General features: G+C 72.3%; 16 protein-coding genes. 6 read left to right on the top strand and 10 right to left on the bottom strand.

What is annotated here, in order from left to right; translation table 11 throughout:
- The first annotated feature begins 132 nt into the window (after window positions 1-132).
- A complete protein-coding gene (locus tag AC07EG_RS32910) occupies window positions 133-282 on the top strand; it encodes a hypothetical protein (protein WP_478257137.1) in 150 nt (49 codons plus the stop codon).
- A gap of 3 nt (window positions 283-285) precedes the next feature.
- Here AC07EG_RS32910 and AC07EG_RS32905 read toward each other — a convergent pair whose 3' ends face one another.
- Window positions 286-585, bottom strand: a complete 300-nt coding sequence (locus tag AC07EG_RS32905) for a YciI family protein (RefSeq protein WP_478257136.1) — start codon at window positions 583-585, stop codon at window positions 286-288.
- A gap of 218 nt (window positions 586-803) precedes the next feature.
- Between AC07EG_RS32905 and trpS the strand changes: the two genes are divergently transcribed.
- Window positions 804-1,769 (top strand): tryptophan--tRNA ligase, encoded by a 966-nt coding sequence (gene trpS, locus AC07EG_RS32900; protein WP_478257204.1) that lies wholly within the window; start codon window positions 804-806, stop codon window positions 1,767-1,769.
- A 21-nt stretch (window positions 1,770-1,790) separates the two neighbouring features.
- Here the strand turns inward: trpS and AC07EG_RS32895 are convergent, their stop codons facing one another.
- The 3 genes from AC07EG_RS32895 to AC07EG_RS32885 are packed head-to-tail and all read right to left on the bottom strand — an operon-like array spanning window position 1,791 to window position 4,266.
- A complete protein-coding gene (locus AC07EG_RS32895; RefSeq protein WP_478257135.1) occupies window positions 1,791-2,213 on the bottom strand; it encodes a (deoxy)nucleoside triphosphate pyrophosphohydrolase in 423 nt (140 codons plus the stop codon).
- Window positions 2,210-3,550 carry a sensor histidine kinase gene (locus AC07EG_RS32890; protein ID WP_478257134.1) on the bottom strand — a complete coding sequence of 447 codons (1,341 nt, stop codon included), beginning with the start codon at window positions 3,548-3,550 and terminating at the stop codon, window positions 2,210-2,212. Before AC07EG_RS32890 ends, AC07EG_RS32895 begins: the two co-directional genes overlap by 4 nt.
- The gene (locus AC07EG_RS32885; RefSeq protein ID WP_478257203.1) at window positions 3,547-4,266 is read right to left on the bottom strand and encodes a response regulator transcription factor; all 720 of its coding nucleotides are present in this window, start codon (window positions 4,264-4,266) and stop codon (window positions 3,547-3,549) included. Before AC07EG_RS32885 ends, AC07EG_RS32890 begins: the two co-directional genes overlap by 4 nt.
- A gap of 145 nt (window positions 4,267-4,411) precedes the next feature.
- Here AC07EG_RS32885 and AC07EG_RS32880 point away from each other — a divergent pair, with 145 nt between their 5' ends.
- The 3 genes from AC07EG_RS32880 to AC07EG_RS32870 are packed head-to-tail and all read left to right on the top strand — an operon-like array spanning window position 4,412 to window position 7,379.
- The gene (locus AC07EG_RS32880; RefSeq protein ID WP_478257133.1) at window positions 4,412-5,515 is read left to right on the top strand and encodes a LolA family protein; all 1,104 of its coding nucleotides are present in this window, start codon (window positions 4,412-4,414) and stop codon (window positions 5,513-5,515) included.
- Window positions 5,512-6,510, top strand: a complete 999-nt coding sequence (locus AC07EG_RS32875; RefSeq protein ID WP_478257132.1) for an ABC transporter ATP-binding protein — start codon at window positions 5,512-5,514, stop codon at window positions 6,508-6,510. The genes AC07EG_RS32880 and AC07EG_RS32875 overlap by 4 nt, the downstream gene beginning before the upstream one ends.
- A complete protein-coding gene (locus AC07EG_RS32870; protein ID WP_478257131.1) occupies window positions 6,507-7,379 on the top strand; it encodes an ABC transporter permease subunit in 873 nt (290 codons plus the stop codon). The genes AC07EG_RS32875 and AC07EG_RS32870 overlap by 4 nt, the downstream gene beginning before the upstream one ends.
- On the opposite strand, the gene AC07EG_RS32865 is transcribed toward AC07EG_RS32870, so the two are convergent.
- The 3 genes from AC07EG_RS32865 to AC07EG_RS32855 are packed head-to-tail and all read right to left on the bottom strand — an operon-like array spanning window position 7,363 to window position 10,975.
- Window positions 7,363-8,376, bottom strand: a complete 1,014-nt coding sequence (locus tag AC07EG_RS32865; protein ID WP_478257130.1) for an ABC transporter ATP-binding protein — start codon at window positions 8,374-8,376, stop codon at window positions 7,363-7,365. The genes AC07EG_RS32870 and AC07EG_RS32865 overlap by 17 nt on opposite strands.
- Entirely contained in the window at window positions 8,376-9,947 is a 1,572-nt protein-coding gene (locus AC07EG_RS32860) for an ABC transporter permease (protein ID WP_478257202.1), read from the bottom strand. The genes AC07EG_RS32865 and AC07EG_RS32860 overlap by 1 nt, the downstream gene beginning before the upstream one ends.
- Window positions 9,923-10,975 (bottom strand): thiamine ABC transporter substrate-binding protein, encoded by a 1,053-nt coding sequence (locus tag AC07EG_RS32855; protein ID WP_478257129.1) that lies wholly within the window; start codon window positions 10,973-10,975, stop codon window positions 9,923-9,925. Before AC07EG_RS32855 ends, AC07EG_RS32860 begins: the two co-directional genes overlap by 25 nt.
- A gap of 110 nt (window positions 10,976-11,085) precedes the next feature.
- Between AC07EG_RS32855 and AC07EG_RS32850 the strand changes: the two genes are divergently transcribed.
- On the top strand, window positions 11,086-11,376 hold the full coding sequence (locus AC07EG_RS32850) for a 4a-hydroxytetrahydrobiopterin dehydratase (protein ID WP_478257128.1): 291 nt from the start codon (window positions 11,086-11,088) through the stop codon (window positions 11,374-11,376).
- Between the two features lie 202 nt (window positions 11,377-11,578).
- On the opposite strand, the gene AC07EG_RS32845 is transcribed toward AC07EG_RS32850, so the two are convergent.
- The 3 genes from AC07EG_RS32845 to ychF are packed head-to-tail and all read right to left on the bottom strand — an operon-like array spanning window position 11,579 to window position 13,323.
- On the bottom strand, window positions 11,579-11,980 hold the full coding sequence (locus tag AC07EG_RS32845) for a type II toxin-antitoxin system death-on-curing family toxin (RefSeq protein ID WP_478257127.1): 402 nt from the start codon (window positions 11,978-11,980) through the stop codon (window positions 11,579-11,581).
- Window positions 11,977-12,180, bottom strand: a complete 204-nt coding sequence (locus AC07EG_RS32840; protein ID WP_478257126.1) for a CopG family transcriptional regulator — start codon at window positions 12,178-12,180, stop codon at window positions 11,977-11,979. The genes AC07EG_RS32845 and AC07EG_RS32840 overlap by 4 nt, the downstream gene beginning before the upstream one ends.
- A 60-nt stretch (window positions 12,181-12,240) precedes the next feature.
- Window positions 12,241-13,323 (bottom strand): redox-regulated ATPase YchF, encoded by a 1,083-nt coding sequence (gene ychF, locus AC07EG_RS32835; protein ID WP_478257125.1) that lies wholly within the window; start codon window positions 13,321-13,323, stop codon window positions 12,241-12,243.
- Window positions 13,324-13,339 lie beyond the last annotated feature (16 nt).

Below are 13,339 nucleotides of genomic sequence, written 5' to 3'. Positions count from 1 at the left end.
AGAGCGGCGCTGGTCATACGCGATCACAACCAGGATACCTGCCGCGGTCGTGTGATCAGCCCCACGCCCCGGGATCGGTGAGGCTTACCTAGCCTGGAGGGCTCCGGGACGGGCCGCGGCCAGGAGGTGTGCGTGGGCAAGAAGCACAAGGATCCGCAGGCGCTCGTGCGGAAGTGGATGAAGGCGGGCAAGGTCAAGAGCAAGTGCTGCCGGTCGAAATCCCGGTGCAAGAAGTGCCCGGTGCTCGCGCTGAAGAAGGCGAAGGCGAAGGCCGCCGCCTGAGGTTCAGTGCGTGAGTGCTTCGTTCACCAGGCGCACTTCGGGCGCGGTCCGCGTGGCGGAGAATTCGATCACCTCGTACCGCGCCAGGTGCTGCAGCGCGAAGGGATCGGTGGCGAGGATCGCATCGAGCTTGCCCCGGGGCATCGGGCGGGCGATGATCACGCCGCCGACCCGGGGATTGCGCCTGCCGGACGCCAGGAAGTGGCGGTGCTCGTACTGCCGGATCAACCAGTCGGTGTGGTCGGGCAGCACGTAGTCGATTTCTTCCAGCGGTGCCGTGTAGTTGACCAGTACGACATACATCCGTTCAAGGTAGCTCCGGCGAACGGTGGTGAACCCCGTTCACCACCTGGTCGATGCCGGTCTGATCCCCTAGCATGGTCGCTATGCGCTCTTCGTCTCAGCTGTGGTGGCCGCCGACGGCGGCCTGAGACCTGCGCGTGACAATCCGCGGCCGCCCGATCGGGTGGCCGTTTTTCGTGTCGGCACCCGTGGGCGGCGCCGACCCGAAGGGAACCCCGTTGATCCGGCTCTCCGCCATCACCCCGTCCGGCCACGCCCACCTCGGCAACCACCTCGGCGCCATCCGCCGCTGGGCGGCCGAGGGCGCGCCGGACGACCTGTACTTCATCTCCGACCTGCACGGCATGACCGGTGCGCACAACCCGGCCGTGCTGCGGTCGCTGGCCAGGGAGCAGCTCGCCGTGCTGATCGCGGCCGGGGTGGGCGAGCGGACCGTGTTCGTGCAGTCCGACCTGGCGCGTGAGCTGGGCGCGCTGACCTGGGTGCTGGAGTGCACCTGCAGCTACGGCGAGGCCGCGCGGATGATCCAGTTCAAGGAGAAGAGCGGGGGCCGGGCCGGGGTCCGGCTCAGCCTGCTCACCTATCCGGTGCTGATGGCCGCGGACATCCTGCTGCAGGGCGCCGCCCAGGTGCCGGTCGGCGAGGACCAGCGGCAGCACGTGGAGCTGGCGCGGGTGCTCGCGCGGCGGTTCAACGCGACCTACGGCGAGGTGTTCACCGTGCCGGAAGCGGTGCTGCCGCCCGCCGCCGCGCGGGTGCGGGACCTGACCGAGCCGACCAGGAAGATGTCGAAGTCGACCCGGGATTCGGCCGGGGTGCTGTTCGTGCTCGACGAGCCGGACGCGCTGCGGCGCAAGATCAGGCGCGCGGTCACCGACGGCGGCAGCGAAGTCGCCTACGAGCCGGAGCAGCGGCCCGGCCTGGCGAACCTGCTGGACATCCTGGCCGGCTGCACCGGCGGGGACCCGGCGAAGCTGGCCGCCGAGCACACCTCGTACGGCGCGCTGAAGGAGGCGGTCAGCGAGGCGGTGATCGAGACGCTCTCGCCCATCCGCACGGCGGCCCAGGCGCTGCTGGCCGACCCGGCCGAGCTGGACCGCATCCGCAAGGCGGGCGCCACGCGGGCCGCGGCCCGGGGTGAGCACCGGCTGCAGTCGGCCCTGCGCCTGATCGGCGCGGGGTGACCGGCCGCCCTGCTGGTGCCTTCAGCGCGCCAGCAGGGCGTGCAGGTCGGGGATGAGCACGCGGTCGGCGGGCAGCCAGTCCAATCCGTCCAGGTCGGCCGGGGCCAGCCAGCGCAGGTCCCGGTGTTCCACCGCCCGCGGCTCGACCCCCGGTTCCAGCAGGGCGGCGTAGACCCGCAGCACCTTCCCCCCGGGCAACGGCACGTCGGCGCCGACCCGCTCGCCGACGGTGATCGCCGCGTCCAGTTCCTCCAGGCACTCCCGGCGCAGAGCATCCACTTCGGACTCCGCGGGTTCGACCCGCCCGCCGGGCAGTTCCCACTTGCCGTCCGCGTCGGCCGGCCAGGCCCGCTGCTGCGCGAGCAACTCGCCGTCCCGCACGATCGCCGCCCCCACAATGGTGTTCCCGGTGTTCCCGGTGTTCCCGGTGTTCCCGCTGTTCACAAGCGCGGCACGCTAGCCGACCGCCACCGCACCTCGAACCGCGCCCCGCCCTCCGGCGACTCCCCGACCTGCACCGCGCCACCCCGCCGCCGCACCGCCTCGGCCACCATCGCCAGGCCGAGCCCGGTGCCGCCGGAGGCCCGCGCCCGGTCGTCGGCCACCCGGTAGAACCGGTCGAACACCCGGTCCCGGTGCTCGGGTGCGATGCCGGGGCCGTCGTCGTCGACCACCACCCGCACGCTCGACCGCGCCGCCAGCACCGACACCACGATCTGCCCGCGGGCGTACCGGGCCGCGTTGCGCAGCAGGTTGTTCAGCACCAGCTCCACCTCGGCGTGCGACGCGTGCGCCCACGCCTCACCGACGGCCCCGGTGATCCGCGTCTCCGGTGCGTCCGCCGGCATGCGCGCGACCGCGGCCCGCGCCTCGGTGACCAGCTCGACCGGTTCGGCCGGCGGCAGCTCCCCCGCGTCCGACCGCGCCAGCGCGAGCAACCCGTCCAGCAGCGACGACAGCCGTTCGGCCTCGGCCAGCACGTCGGCCAGCGTCTCCTGGGCCAGTTCCGGATCCGGGTTGGCGACCGCCACCTCGGCCTGCACCCGGATCGAGGCCACCGGCGAGCGCAGTTCGTGCGCGGCGTCCCCGGTGAACCGGCGCAGCCGTTGCGCGGCCTCCTCCTGCCGCGCGAGCAGTTCGTTGAAGTCGGCGGCCAGCGCCCGCAGGTCGTCCTGGGCCACGGGCAGCGGCAGCCGCGCCCCGGACGGCAGTTCACGCACCGACCGGCGCATCTTGGCCACCGGCCGCAACGCGGACCGGACCCCGAGCCAGGTCGCCATCGCCGCCACCAGCGCGCTCAGCAGGGCCACCCAGACCAGCCAGAACGCGCCGTCCGAAACGGCCTCGTGGAACCCGACCAGCCCGGTGCCGACGACCACCAGCCGCTGCGAGCCGTCCGGCGCGGTCACCACCGAGCCGAGCCACCGCCAGCGCGGCTCACCGGCCACGTCGTCGTCGGTCCGCACCGCCAGCCCGGACTTCAGGTCGCGGATCTCCCGCGGGCCGAGGCCGGGTGCGGGCGGCAGGCCGTCACGCGGTGCACCCGCGATGTCCAGCACCCGCACGGTCACCCCGGACAACGGCGTGGCCGGGCGCCCGGCGGTGACCTCGGCCACGGCCGGGGCCAGCGCCTGGTTCAGCTCGAAGTCCACCGACCGGATGAGCAGCGGCCCCAGCCCGCGCCCGGCGATCAGCGCCAGCCCGGCCAGGCAGGCGAAGGTGACCGCGGCCGAGACCAGCGTGATCCGGAACCGCAGGCCGCGGCGATTCCACCAGTTCACCCCGGGGTCAGTACTTCGTCCAGCTGCGGGTCGGAGGCCAGGTAACCGTGCCCGCGCACGGTGCGGACCACCGAACCCGCGCCGACCGCGTCCAGCTTCCGCCGCACGTACCCCACGTACACCTCGACGACGTTGCGGGTGGCTGCCTGCTCGTCGCCCCACACCGCACGCAGCAGCTCGTCCTTGGTCACCACCGTGCCCGCCCGGCCGACCAGCACCTCCAGCAGGGCGAACTCCCGCGGGCTCAGCGCCACCGGCTCGGCACCCCACCTGACCTCCCGCGAAGCCCGGTCCACCTGCAGCGACCCGATGCGCAACGGCCCGCGGGCGCCGTCCGGTGCCGCGCGCCGCAGCACCGCCCGCACCTGCGCGACCAGCACCACGAACGAGAACGGCTTCACCAGGTAGCCGTCGGCACCCAGGTCCAGCCCGTCGGCCTGGTCCACCTCGCCGTCCTTGGCCGAAACCAGCAGCACCGGCGTCTGCACGCCCTGCGCCCGCAACGCCTGCAACACGCGGTAACCGGACAACCCGGGCAGCATGATGTCGAGCAGCACCACGTCGAAGGCACCGGTCTCGGCGAGCTTGAGCGCGCTCGGCCCGTCCGCGGCGGCGATCACTTCCATGCCCTCGGCCCGCAGCCCGCGCTGCAGCGCCTTCCGCACACCCGGCTCGTCGTCGACAACCAGTACCCGTGGTTTCACGGTTCTCAGAATGCCTCCAACGCCGGGTTGCGCCGCGGATCTCTCAGTCAACTCTCAGCGTCCCGGGGCATCTCAGCTCGATCTCAGCCTCGGGAGGGAAGCCTGGGTGGCGGGAATCCTCCACACTGGCAGTACCGGACCACAGGGAGTTCACGCGATGCAACCCAGGAAGAAAGCCCTCGTCGCCGCGGCCTCGGGCACCGCGCTCGGCCTGGCCGGGCTGGCCTTCATCGCCATGCCGGCCGGCGCCGGTGAAGCCCCGCCCGAGCTGCCCGCGGTCAGCGCCGAAGACCTGGTCCAGTCCGTGCTCACCGCGGACGCGCCCGCCCTGCGCGGCACCGTGACCGTCTCGGAGCAGCTCGGCCTGCCCACCGCGCTCCCCGGCGTCGGCGCGCTGGACCTCGAAGAGGCACGCGTGTTCAACGACGGCAACGGCAGGACCCGGCTGGCGATCAAGCAGGGCGGCAGCGAGAACACCGTGGTGCACGACGGCACCACGGTCTGGACGTACAACTCCGCGGAGAACGCCGCCACCAAGGTCACCGTGCCCGAGGGGCAGTTCGAGCACGAGGGCGTGACCGGGAACGGGCAGCTCACCGATCCGACCGCGGCTGCCGGGCAGCTGCTCGCGGCCGTGCGCGAGAGCAGCACGGTCACCGTGGACGGCACCGCCAGGGTGGCCGACCGCCCGGCCTACGAGCTGGTGCTCACGCCGAAGCCGGACGAGCGCACGCTGCTGCGGGAGATCCGCGTGGCCGTCGACTCGGAGACCCGGCTGCCGCTGCGGCTGGAGGTGCTGACCAACGGCACCACCGAGCCCGCGCTGGAGATCGGCTTCAGCGAGTTCACCGTCGAGCAGCAGCCCGCCGACCTGTTCACCTTCACCCCGCCTGCCGGGGCCGAGGTCGAAGAGGTCGCACCGGAGCTGCCGCCGAACGCCGAGGAGCAGGCGAACAAGGCCAAGGACGCGATCGACCCGCGGACCGTCGGCACCGGCTGGGACACCGTGCTCACCGGCCGCGTCCCGGCGGAGGCGCTGACCGGCGGCGAGCTGCCCACCGAGGTGCCCGCCGCCGAAGGCCGGGAGGCGGTGGACGTGCGGGCGCTGCTCGGGCAGGTCGCCAAGCCGGTCAGCGGGCCGTTCGGCACCGGCCACGTGCTCACCACCAAGGTCGGCACCGCACTGCTCACCGACGACGGCCGGTTCGCCGCCGGTGCCGTGCCGGAGCAGGTGCTCATCGAGGCACTGGGCACCAAGTGACCACCACCCACCAGGGGGAGGAGACCGCGGTGGCCGTTCCGGGAGGAGCGGCCACCGCGGCCGTCCCGCTGGCCGCGAAGACCCGTGGCCTGCGCAAGGTCTACCGCGGCGCGGTCGCGGTGGACCAGGTCGACCTCGACGTGCCGTCGGGGGCGGTGCTCGGGGTGCTCGGCCCCAACGGCTCGGGCAAGACCACCACCATCCGGATGCTGCTCGGCCTGGTCCGGCCGACCGAGGGCGAGGTCGAACTGCTCGGCGAGCGCATGCCCGACGGGGCGGGCCGCGCGCTGCCGGACGTCGGCGCGCTGGTCGAGGGGCCCGGGTTCCACCCGTTCCTGTCCGGCCGGGAGAACCTGTTCCGGATGGCCGCCGCCGAACCGCGGCTGTCCACCGCGGAAATCCCGGGCGCGGTCGCGTCGGCGCTGGACCGGGTCAACCTGACCGGGGCCGCGCACCGGCGGTACCGGGGGTACTCGCTCGGCATGAAGCAGCGGCTCGGCCTGGCCGCGGCGCTGCTGGTGCCGCGGCGCATGGTGGTGCTGGACGAGCCGACGAACGGGCTGGACCCGGCGGGCACCCGCGACATCCGCCGGATCATCGCCGAACTGCACGCCGCGGGTACCACCGTGGTGGTCTCCTCGCACCTGCTCGCCGAGGTCGAGGCCACCTGCACGCACGTGGCCGTGCTGCACGCGGGCACCGTGGTCGCCCAGGGCGAGCTGGCCGAACTGCTGGAGTCCGGCTCGCCGAGCCTGCTGGTGTCCACTCCGGACACCGAACTGGCGATGGAGGTGCTGCGGGAGAACCGGGTGCCGAGCAAGCTCACCCCGGAGGGGGTCCGGGTCGAGCTGAGCACCACCACGCCGCCGCAGGTGCTGGAAACCCTGGTCAAGGGCGGGGTCGGGGTGTACGAGGCGCGCCGCGCCCGCACCGGGCTGGAGGACCTGTTCGCCCGGTTGACGCAGGACGACCCGAGCGAAGGGGAACGCGCATGACCGCCACCACCGTGCCGCACCCCGCGCCCGCGCGGGCGGTCGGCGTGCCGCGCCTGCTGCGCGCGGAACTGCGCTGGATCTTCCGCCGCCCGCGCACCCTGGCGGTGCTCGGGCTGCTCGCCGCGCTGCCCGCGGTCATCGGCATCGGGCTGACCTTCGTGGACGGTCCGCCGAGTGGCGGTTCCGACGGGCCGAACAACGGCGGTGATTCGCTGCTGGTCGCCGCCGCCGGAAACGCGCTGGTCCTGCCGATCGCCGCGCTGACCATGGGCCTCGGCCTGCTGCTGCCGCTGGCCGCGGCGATGGCCGGTGCCGACGCGCTGGCCGGCGAGGCCGCCCACGGCACGCTGCGCGGCTGGCTGCTGTCGCCGGTCAGCCGGGGCAGGCTGCTCGCGGTCAAGGCGCTCGGCGTCGGGCTGGTGGCGCTGGTCGCGGTCACCGCGATGGCCGTGGTCGGCGTGGTCACCGGATTGTTCCTGAACGGGCCCGACGCGGTGTTCACCCTTTCCGGCACCACGCCGGGATTCGGTGCGGTGCTGGGCAAGATCGCCGTCGCGGTGCTGTGGGTGACGCTGCAGGTGTGGGCGATCGCCGCGGTGGCGCTGGCCGTTTCGGCGTGCACCGAGCACCCGATGCTGGTGGTGGCGTCGGTGCTGGGCGGGGTGATCATCTCGTCGGTGCTGGGCCTGCTCGACTCGCTCTCGTGGCTGCACCCGTTCCTGCTGAACACCTCGTGGGAGGCGCTGGCCGACGTGCTGCGCGATCCGATGCCGACTTCGGGGTTGCTCGAAGGGGCGGTCCGGGCCGCCTGTTACATCGCGATCGGCCTGTCGCTGGCGTACGCGCGCCTCCTCACGAAGGACGGCTGAGCACGGCGATTCCGTCCGGGTCGAGCCTGAGCCGGACGGAATCGCCCGCCTCCAGCTCGGCGAGCACCGGCGCCGCCGCGTCCACTGTGGATCCGTCGTCGAGGCGCACCTCCAGCCGGACGTGGTCGCGCCGGTACACCTGCGAGACCACCTCCCCGTGGACGCCGGTTCCCGCGACCCTGAGCGCCGTCGGCCGGAGTCCCAGCACGGCTTCGCCTTCGGCGTCCGCCTCGACTTCGCCGAGCGCCGACCGGAGCACCCCGTCCCGCCCGGTGGCGTCGACGAACCGGGTCACCCCGAGGAACCGCGCCACCCGTTCGTCCACCGGGCGCCGCCACACCTCGCGCACCGGCCCCACCTGGCGGATCCGGCCGCCCTCCAGCACGGCGACCCGGTCGGCCAGGGTGAACGCCTCCTCCTGGTCGTGCGTGACCAGCAGCGTGCTGACCCCGGCCCGCCGGAGCAACGCGGCCAGGTCGATGGCCAGCTGCTCCCGGAGTTCGGCGTCCAACCCGGACAGCGGCTCGTCCAGGAGCAGCAGCCGCGGCCGCGGGGCCAGCGCCCTGGCCAGCGCCACCCGCTGCGCCTCACCGCCGGACAGCTCGGTCACCCGGCGGCGTTCGTACCCGCCGAGCCCCACCAGTTCCAGCAGCTCCGTGACCCTGGCGGCCTGCTCCCCCTTCGGCACGCGGTGCATGCGCAGGCCGAACGCGATGTTGCCCGCCACGTCCCGGTGCGGGAACAGCTGACCGTCCTGGAAGACCAGCCCGAACCCCCGGCGGTGCACCGGCGACCCGGCCAGGTCGGCCCCGTTCCAGCACACCCGGCCCCGGGTCAGCGGTTCCAGTCCGGTGATCGCCCGGAGCAGGGTGGACTTCCCGGAACCCGAAGGCCCCAGCAGCGCCAGCACCTCCCCGTCGGCGATCTCGATCGACGCGTCGTCGACGGCGGTCAGCGAGCCGTAGCGCACGGTCAGGTGCTCGGCGGTCAGTGGCATCAGAACTCCCCGGTCGACGGCCTGAGCCGGTCGATCACCGCCACCACGGCCGCGGTGAGCAGCATCAGCAACACGCAGGCCGCGTACGCCATCTGGCTGTTCAGTTCGCCGGGCCGCGAGATCAACGCGGCGATCGCCACCGGCAGCGTCGGTTCACCGGGGCGCGCGAGGAAGCTGGTGGCCCCGAACTCGCCGAGCGCGATCACGTACCCGAAACCCGCGGCGGCGACCAGCGACCTGGCCGCCAGCGGGAGGTCGATCTCCCGCCAGGCGCGCCACGGCCCGGCGCCGAGCGCGGCGGCGGCCTGCCGCAGCCGTTCGTCGACCGAGCGCAGCACCGGCAGCACCGTGCGCACGATCATCGGGATGATCACCAGCGCCTGCGCGAACGGCACCAGCAGCGGCGAGGTGCGCAGGTCACCGGGCAGGTCGTCGAGGGTGACCAGGTAACCGAAGCCGACCGTGACCGCCGAGACACCCAGCGGCAGCATCAACGCGGCGTCCATGGTCTCGCCGGCGCCCCTGGCGAACCGGCCGGGCGACCGCCGCAGCGACACCAGCACCACCGACGCCAGCACCCCGACGCACATCGCCAGCACGGTCGCGTCCGTCGCCGTGCGCAGGGAGCGCAGTGCCGCGTCCCAGCCGGACACCGGCAGCGCCCCACCGGTCGTGGCGAGCCCCTCGAACCCGGCGAGGCTCGCCTTCGACAGCAACGCGGCGATCGGCGTCAGCAGCAACCCCAGCACCACGACCGCGGCGGCGACCACCCACCATTCGCGTCCCTCCGGCCGTCGCACCGCCTCCGCGGCCGCACGCAGGTGCAACGCGGTCTCGCGCCGGCGCCGGGCGAACGCGCCGAGCACCAGCGCCGCGACCACCGCGAGCAACTGCACCAGCGACAACGCCGCCGCGCCGGAGAGGTCCAGCAGGTTGACCGTGCGCAGGTAGATCTCGGTTTCCAGGGTGCGGAACCGGCCGCCGCCGAGGATGAGCACCACGCCGAAACTGGTGGAGCAGAACAGGAACACCACCGCCGACGCGGAGAGGATCGCCGGGGTCAGCCGCGGCAGCGTCACCGAGCGGAACGCCTGCCACGGGGAGGCGCCCAGCGCGCGGGCCGCCTCCTCCGCCCGGCGGTCCAGGTGCGACCAGAGCCCGCCGACCGTGCGCGCCACCACGGCCACGTTGAAGAAGGCGTTGGCCAGCACGATGGCGAGCACACCGCCGTCCGGCCAGAGCGCGCGGAAGGCCAGCCCGACCACCACCGTGGGCAGCACGAACGGCACCAGCACGAGGGTCCGGACCAGGGCGACCCCCGGCAGCCGGAGCCGCGCCAGCACGAAGGCGATCGGCAGTCCGGCGAGCACGGACAACACCGTGGACGCGGCCGCCTGCCCGAGGGTGAACCCGGCCAGCCGCCAGGTCGGCGCCTGGCCGAGGACCTCGGCGACACCGCCGTCGCCGAACCCGAGCCCGATGATCGCGGCGACGGGCCAGGCGAAGAAGACGAGCAGGAAGCCGACCGGCAGGAGGGCGAGGAGGGCTAGCCCTCGATGAGTCCGCGCCACTGCTCGATCCACCGCTCCCGGTTCGCCTGGATCTCCTCACCCGGCAGCGAGGCGGGCTTCGGCGGCTGCGGTGCCGCCTGCACCCAGCTCGCGGGCAGCTCGACGCCCTCGCGCGAGGGGTAGACGAACATGTTCTCCGCGACCGTGCTCTGGAACTGCTGCGAGAGCAGGAAATCGACCACCCGCCCGGCCTTGTCGGCCTGCTTGCCACCGGCCAGCAGGCCGGCGTACTCGACCTGGCGGAAGCAGGTGTCGAGCAGCGCCCTGGTCCGCGGCCTGCCGTCCTCACCGATCTCCGCGGCGGGCGAAGAGGCGTAGGAGACCACCATCGGCCGCGAGCCCTTGCCGGAGGAGCCGGAGAACTCCTGGCTGTAGGCGATCTCCCAGCTGCTGACCGCCTTGACGCCGTTGGCCTTGAGCCGGGACCAGTAGTCGGGCCAGCCCTGCGGGCCGTACTCGGCCACGGTGCCGAAGAGCCAGGCGAGGCCGGGTGAGCTGGTCGCCGGGTTCTCGACCACCAGCAGGTCCTTGTACTTCGGGTCGGCGAGGTCGTCGAAGGTGGCCGGCTCGGGCAGGCCCTTCTCGGCGAACCAGGCGGTGTCGATGTTGACGCACACGTCGCCGACGTCGACCGCGGAGAGCCGGTGCTCGGGGTCGATGGCGTAGCGCTGCGGGCCGCGGTCGGCCTCCGGGCTGGTGTAGGGCTCGAACACGCCCTCGGCCAGCGCCCGGCTGGCGAAGGTGGAGTCGACGCCGAAGGCCACGTCGGCGATCGGGCTGGCCTTGGTCAGCACCAGCTTGTTCGTCAGCGCGCCGGCGTCCCCCTCCTTGAGCACCTCGATGCGGATGCCGGACTGCTGCTGGAACGCGTCCAGGATCTCCTGCGGGGCGGCGAAGGAGTCGTGGGTGACCAGTTTGATGGTGGTCACGTCGTCGGCGGGTTCGTCGGAACCGGAGAACAGCGTGCAGCCGGTGAGCAGCACCCCGGCCGCGCACAGCACGGCCGCCGTGCGGACGGTGCGTGTCATGAGCCCCTCCTCCTTGCTCGGGCTTGCTCGGGATGACCGGCGGCAGGCGAGGGCGGGCCTCCCCCTGTGGCGAAGGTGCAGCGTACCCGCCGGGGTACCACCATGGGGTCATGGCGGAACTATTGAGTGATCAAGAACTGTCCGAAGCACTCTCCCACCTGCCCCGCTGGCGGCGCGTCGGGGACGCGCTGGAGGCCGCGGCTTCGCTACCGAGCTTCCCCGAAGCGATCGCCGTGGTGAACCGGGTCGCCGAGATCGCGGAAAGCGTCGACCACCACCCGGACATCGACATCCGGTGGCGGACGGTGACCTTCCGCCTCAGCACCCACTCAGCCGGCGGATTGACAGCCAAGGACACCTCCCTGGCCGCCCAGATCGATGCCGTACTGGACGTGAGTTAGACCACACCTCCGTAACAAACCACCTGATCAACGCGCTGTTCCGGGCGACGGTGAACCTTCTTGGTTAGGACGCTCGATGAACAACACCGCCCCCACCCTCACCCCGGCGCAGCGAGCCTGGATCACCGCCTTCGCGACCGCGGTGACCCTCATCGCCGTGGTCCTCCTCGGCATCGCCGGCTGACGGGCGCGGGTCAGGCGTTCAGCCTGACCCACTCCGCGGCGGAGCGATGCCGGGCCTGAGCCACTGAGCCAATCGATCCGCGGCCGCGGCGTAAGCCACCGAGCCGGTCGAGACGCCGATGACCAGGTCGTAGGCCTCATCCTCCGGCGCGTCGAGGTCGAAACCGTTCAGGCCGTAGAACACGAAGGCCGCCATCCAGCCCAGGCGCTTGTTGCCGTCGATGAGCGGATGGTGGCGCAGGATGGACTCCATGAGCACGGCCGCTTTCTGGTGCAGACTCGGATAAGCATCCTGCCCGAGGATGGACGACCGCGGGCGGTGAGCCGCAGAATCGAGCAGCCCCAGATCGCGGATCTTGGGCACCCCCAAGTCCTCGGCAAGCGCCAGGAGATCCTCCAGCCCGAGGTACTCGATGCTCACTGCGCCAAACGATCGAGCAACGAGCGGTAGCGCTCGCGCCCCTCGCGCGACAACTCGCGCACACGGCTGTCACGCACCCGGCGCGCAGCCGCGTCAGTGATAGCCCGGACCACCGCCTCGTGTTTGCTCACCCCTTCGGCTTCAGCGAGCATCGCGAGCGCGCGTTCCTGCTCATCGGTCAACCGCAAGGTCATGGCCATACACCCATGCTACCACTCTGGTATCAACGCCCTAATCCTAGAAATGACAGTCGAACGGGCTCAGACGTTGAACCTGAACTCCACCACGTCCCCGTCCGCCATGACGTAGTCCTTGCCTTCCATCCGCACTTTCCCCGCCGACCGCGCCGCCGCCATGGAACCCGCTTCCAGAAGGTCGTCGTAGGAGACGATTTCCGCTTTGATGAAGCCCCGTTCGAAATCGGTGTGGATGACGCCGGCGGCTTGCGGGGCGGTGGCGCCCTTCGCGATGGTCCACGCCCGGGCCTCCTTCGGGCCCGCCGTCAGGTAGGTCTGCAGGCCCAGCGTGTGGAACCCGGCCCGCGCCAGTGCGTGCAGGCCCGGCGCCTCCTGGCCGACCGACTCCAGCAGCTCCCGCACCGACTCCTCGTCGTCCAGTTCCAGCAGTTCTGCTTCGACCTTGGCGTCCAGGAACACCGCGTCGGCGGGCGCGACCAGCTTGGCCAGCTCCTCCCGCCGCGCCTGGTCGGTCAGCACGCCCTCGTCGGCGTTGAACACGTACAGGAACGGCTTCGTCGTGAGCAGGCTCAACTCCCGCAGCAGCGCACCGTCGATCTCCTTCGACGCGGAGAACAGCGTCCGCCCGGCGTCGAGGACCTCCTTCGCCTGCTGCGCGGCCTCCAGCGCCGGCCGGTTCTCCTTCTTCGTCCGCGCTTCCTTCTCCAGCCGCGGCAGCGCCTTCTCCAGCGTCTGCAGGTCGGCCAGGATCAGCTCGGTGTTGATCGTCTCGATGTCGGACAGCGGGTCGATCTTGCCGTCGACGTGCACCACGTCCGGGTCGTCGAACACCCGGATGACCTGGCAGATCGCGTTCGCCTCGCGGATGTTGGCCAGGAACTTGTTGCCCAGCCCGGCCCCCTCCGAAGCCCCCTTCACGATGCCCGCGATGTCCACGAACGACACCACGGCGGGCACCGTCTTCGCCGAATCGAACAGCTCGGCGAGCTTGTCCAGCCGCGGGTCGGGCAGCGGGACCACGCCGACGTTGGGCTCGATGGTGGCGAACGGGTAGTTCGCGGCGAGCACGTCGTTGCGGGTCAGCGCGTTGAACAGGGTGGACTTGCCGACGTTGGGCAGGCCGACGATGCCGAGGGTCAGGCTCACGGGCTGGCAGTCTACG

This window comes from Amycolatopsis sp. NPDC045836 (assembly GCF_056431745.1).
This window is presented reverse-complemented; position numbering and strand designations above follow the sequence as displayed.

Coding starts and splice junctions, on each gene's coding strand:
- AC07EG_RS32850 (WP_478257128.1), top strand. CDS start 11,086: ATGGCGGAACTATTGAGTGATCAAGAACTGTCCGAAGCACTCTCCCAC.
- AC07EG_RS32905 (WP_478257136.1), bottom strand. CDS start 585: ATGTATGTCGTACTGGTCAACTACACGGCACCGCTGGAAGAAATCGAC.
- AC07EG_RS32840 (WP_478257126.1), bottom strand. CDS start 12,180: ATGGCCATGACCTTGCGGTTGACCGATGAGCAGGAACGCGCGCTCGCG.
- AC07EG_RS32870 (WP_478257131.1), top strand. CDS start 6,507: ATGACCGCCACCACCGTGCCGCACCCCGCGCCCGCGCGGGCGGTCGGC.
- AC07EG_RS32855 (WP_478257129.1), bottom strand. CDS start 10,975: ATGACACGCACCGTCCGCACGGCGGCCGTGCTGTGCGCGGCCGGGGTG.
- AC07EG_RS32880 (WP_478257133.1), top strand. CDS start 4,412: ATGCAACCCAGGAAGAAAGCCCTCGTCGCCGCGGCCTCGGGCACCGCG.
- AC07EG_RS32865 (WP_478257130.1), bottom strand. CDS start 8,376: ATGCCACTGACCGCCGAGCACCTGACCGTGCGCTACGGCTCGCTGACC.